This window comes from Streptomyces sp. NPDC054840, assembly GCF_053611065.1.
This window is the reverse complement of sequence record NZ_JBSGZP010000665.1, coordinates 1-4,009: the sequence shown is the minus strand read 5'-3', so window position 1 is coordinate 4,009 and position 4,009 is coordinate 1. Positions and strand designations below refer to the sequence as shown.

At 72.5% G+C, this 4,009-nt stretch carries 3 protein-coding genes and 1 pseudogene; 1 reads left to right on the top strand and 3 read right to left on the bottom strand.

The features are described 5' to 3' along the window. From ACWGIU_RS31850 to ACWGIU_RS31840, 3 genes are all read right to left on the bottom strand, one after another. Positions 1-492, bottom strand: a 492-nt coding sequence (locus ACWGIU_RS31850) for an amino acid permease (RefSeq protein WP_453711583.1), incomplete at its 3' end; no start/stop codon positions are given. 220 nt (positions 493-712) lie between these two features. Then, complete coding sequence (locus ACWGIU_RS31845; RefSeq protein WP_453711582.1) at positions 713-2,284, bottom strand: APC family permease; 1,572 nt, start codon at positions 2,282-2,284, stop codon at positions 713-715. An 80-nt stretch (positions 2,285-2,364) separates the two neighbouring features. Then, entirely contained in the window at positions 2,365-3,312 is a 948-nt protein-coding gene (locus tag ACWGIU_RS31840) for a hypothetical protein (protein WP_453711581.1), read from the bottom strand. Between the two features lie 312 nt (positions 3,313-3,624). Between ACWGIU_RS31840 and ACWGIU_RS31835 the strand changes: the two are divergent. Beyond that, a pseudogene (locus ACWGIU_RS31835) lies at positions 3,625-4,009 on the top strand (ASCH domain-containing protein); the annotation flags it as partial.

The following is a 4,009-nucleotide window of genomic DNA, read 5'->3' as shown; positions in this document are numbered from 1 at the left end:
GTACTTCACCGAGATCAGGTTGGCGGTGAGCACGATGGCGAGGGCGATGAAGGCGAGGATCCACTGGGGGACGTCGGTGAACAGCGACCAGAAGTGGGCATAGGTCGCGGCGGCCGTGATGTCGGCGACGGTGGTCGTGGACCAGTTCAGGAAGTACAGCCAGCCGGCCGTGTAGGCGCCCTTCTCCCCCATGAACTCGCGGGCGTAGGAGACGAAGGCGCCGGAGGAGGGACGGTAGAGGACGAGCTCGCCGAGTGCCCGGACGACGAAGAAGGCGAAGACTCCGCACACCGCGTAGGCGATCGCGAGGGAGGGGCCGGCGCCGGCGAGGCGGCCGCCCGCGCCGAGGAAGAGGCCGGTGCCTATGGCCCCGCCGATCGCGATCATGTTGATGTGACGGGACTTGAGGTCCTTGCTGTAGCCCTCGTCACCGGCGTCGACATGGCGGGTCGGCGCCGGGGCGGGTGCCTCGGTCAAGGTGCGGTCACTCAGGTCACTCATGTGGGACTTCGCCTTCGTGGGTGGGACAAGGCAGGCCCTGACCGCCGCGCAGGGGAGCTGGGTGGTGTCCCGTGTGCTGCGATCCGGGTGGTTTGGTCGCAACAGGAGACCATGAGGCTCCGCTCCCCTCCAAAAGCACCCCCTGAACGCCAAAGCCCCCGACGACCATGGAAACGGTTGTCGGGGGGTTCGTAGGAGCTGGAAACCGAGGTCAGACGCCCGGGGTGCCCTCCGCTGCTTGGTCGAGGCGGAACGCCTCGTTCCCGAGGCCGATACGGGCGTGTGTCTCGGGGCGGCTGCGGCGCAGCACGGCTCCGTAGACCAAGCCGATCACGACGGCGGCGCCGATGATGCCGGGCAGCGCCCAGCTGAGCGCGGAGCCCTTCTCGGCGCCGACCAGGACGCCGAAGTCCTTGACGGTGTAGGCGGCGATGGCGAGCAGGGCGAGGCCGGCGGTGCCGGCCGCGACGAGGCGCCAGACCTGGGCGCCGGCGGTGCCGCGGCGGACGAAGAAGGCGATGACGGCGAAGGAGGCGGCGGCCATGAGAAGGGTCACGCCGAGGGCGCCGACGCTGCCCATCCAGGTGAACAGGTGCAGGACCGGGGTGGTGGGGTCGGGCGGCTGCACCGCGAGGGTGGGGTCGGCGGGTGCCTTGTCCTCGGTGAGCGCGAAGGCGATCACGACGAGGGCGGCGACACCGGTCTGCAGCAGGGAGCCGGTGGCGGGGGCACCGGTGCCGGCGTTGGTGCGCCCGAAGGTGGCCGGGAGCAGGCCCTCGCGGCCCATGGCGAAGGCGTAGCGGGCGACCACGTTGTGGAAGCTGAGCATGGCCGCGAACATGCCGGTCACGAAGAGGACGTGCAGGACATCGGTGAAGGTGGTGCCGAGCCGGCTCTCGGTGAGCTGGAAGAGCAGGGTGGGGCCGGCCTCGGCGGAGGTCTTGACGACCTGGGAGGGGCCGGTGGCGACGGTGAGGGCCCAGGCGCTGACGGCGAAGAAGAGGGCGACGAAGCCGACGGCGAGGAACATCACCCGGGAGACGACGATGTGCGGCTTGCTGGTCTCCTCGGCGTAGACCGGGGACTGCTCGAAGCCGACGAAGGCGGCGATGCAGAAGCAGAGCGCGGTGCCGAAGCCGGCTCCGCCGAGGGTCTCGGGGTTGAAGGCGTGGAGCGAGAGGCCTTCGGCGGCCGGCTCGGTGAGGGCGGCGATATCGAAGACGACGACGAGGACGCACTCGACGAGGAGGAGGACGCCGAGGACCTTGGCGTTCAGGTCGATCTTGAGCCAGCCGAGTCCGCCGGTGACGGCGACGGCGAGCAGGGCCGGTATCCACCAGGCGAGTTCGATGTCCAGGTACGTGGCGAAGAGGCCGGATATCTCGAAGCCGAGGATGCCGTAGACGCCGACCTGCATGGCGCTGTACGCGACGAGTGCGACGAGGGCGGCACCCGCGCCGGCGGTGGGGCCGAGGCCGCGGGCGATGTACGCGTAGAAGGCGCCGGCGTTGTGGACGTGGCGGCTCATCTCGGCGTAGCCGACGCTGAAGAGCGCGAGGACTGCGCCGAGGATCACGAAGAGCAGGGGCTGGCCGACGATGCCCATGACCCCGAAGGTCGTGGGCATGACACCAGCGACGACCATCAGGGGCGCGCTGGCGGCGAGCACGGACAGGAGCAGACCGGCGGTGCCGAGGCGGCCGGCGCGCAGGGCCCGGTCCTGGCCCTTGTACGTACGGATCTCGGCCGGGTCTTGGAGCGTGGAGGATCTGCCCGTCGGCATGGCGGCGTCCTTTCGGGGGCGTGGTGCTCGGGGGATGGGTACTCGGGGGGCGTCCATGGGGGCGTCCGCGGGCGGCGCGGTCAGGCGGTGCCGAGGGCGACGCCCCGGGCGGCGAGGAAGGCCTTCTGCGGGTCCCGGTCCGGATAGGACCAGGGGGCGCGGGTGGCATGGCTGCCGATGCGGTGGAAGAGGGCGGCGGCCTCGGCGGGGCGGCCCTCGCAGAGTTTGGCGTGGGCGAGGAAGTTGAGGTCGACGCGATTGCGGGGGTGGTCCTCGCGCTCCCACTCCAGCCACCAGTCGAAGGCGGAGCGCAGGACCTGGCGGGCCCGGCGGCCCGCCCAGTGGGCGGCGGCCGACTCGGGCGAGTGCCCGTGCGTGGCGGCCAGCACCCGGTACCGCTCGGCGTGCGCGACGACGGGGAGCACGGCGAGCGGGGAGTCGGCCGGGGACTCCTCGGCGGCCCAGGACGCGAAGTCGTAGACCTCGTGGAGCGGGTCCTGGCCGGAGCCGAGGGTGCGCTCGGCCAGTTGGGCGACCATCAGGTGATGGGCGTGGTGATGCTCGCGGTGGCGGGCCCGGACCTGGTCGAAGTGACGGCTGAACTCCTCCTCGCCGCCGAAGGCACGAGAGAGGAGGAGAAGCCCGAGCCAGGGCGTCGGGTCCGCCGGGAGCAGGGCGGCCGCCCGGCGGCAGGCCTCCTCGGCCGCGGCCGGGCTGGCCTTCCGGCGCAGGGCGGCGAAGACGGCGGCGCAGGCGAGGAGGGTGGCGGCGTCGGCGCTCTCCGGTTCGGCGAGCAGCCACTCGCGGGCCCAGGCGGTGGCCGCCGGGGTCTGCGCGAGGACGACGACGCGGTGGCCGCGGCGGTCCCAGTCGTCGCCGGTGGCGACGAGCAGGGCGCGGGCCCGGGCCCACCGACCCTGGGTGAACTGGGAGCGTACGTCGACCAGTTCGGCGTCGCACAGGGCCGGGTCGAAGAGCTGGGCGTCCCGCTTGCGGGCGCGGCCGAGGGGCGGCGGAGGCGGGGACATCCGCGGGTTTCCCTCCAGGGCGCGGGCGGACGAGGGTCGGCGGCGGCCGGTTGCTCGCGCGAGGCGCACGCGAGGGGTTCGGCCGGGCGGGTCGGGGGATCGCGACGGTGAGCGCGTCGGTGATCACGCACAGCAAAGCGGTAGGCCCAGCTCCGCGTCAAGGTCCAGTCCACTGCGTGGCGGGTTTCAACTGCTTTGACGTGGGTGTGAGTTGAGGCGGGCCGTCCGGTTCTGTGGGTCGCCGGGCCTTCTCGCAGGGTCGCCGCATGACGCCGTATGACGCCGCATGACCAGCTTTGACGATCTTCCGTCATGTCCTTCGGGGTCCCCGGTCCGCTGCGCGGCCTGCTGGTCGCGGCCGTGCTGAGCGGGGCGAAGACTGGGCCCACCGGCCTGCTCGGGGAGTACGAGGCCGAGGACGAGCCGCTGCCGGACCCCCGGTGCCCGGTCCCTGCTGGTGGACTCCGGGGAGGGTGGGGCGGCGGTGATGGAGGTGACCGCCGTGGAGGTGCCGCGACCGGGGGGACATCGGGCTGCGGCACGCGCTCGACGAGGACGGGGGACACCCGTCGGTGGCCGAATGGCATACGGCACAGGAGGACTTCCGGCACGGCGGGCCGGTGCGCGGGGGGCTCGGTGACCCGGGGTTCACGGTCGACGACGACACCCTCGTCGTCGCGGAGCGCTGCCGGGTCAC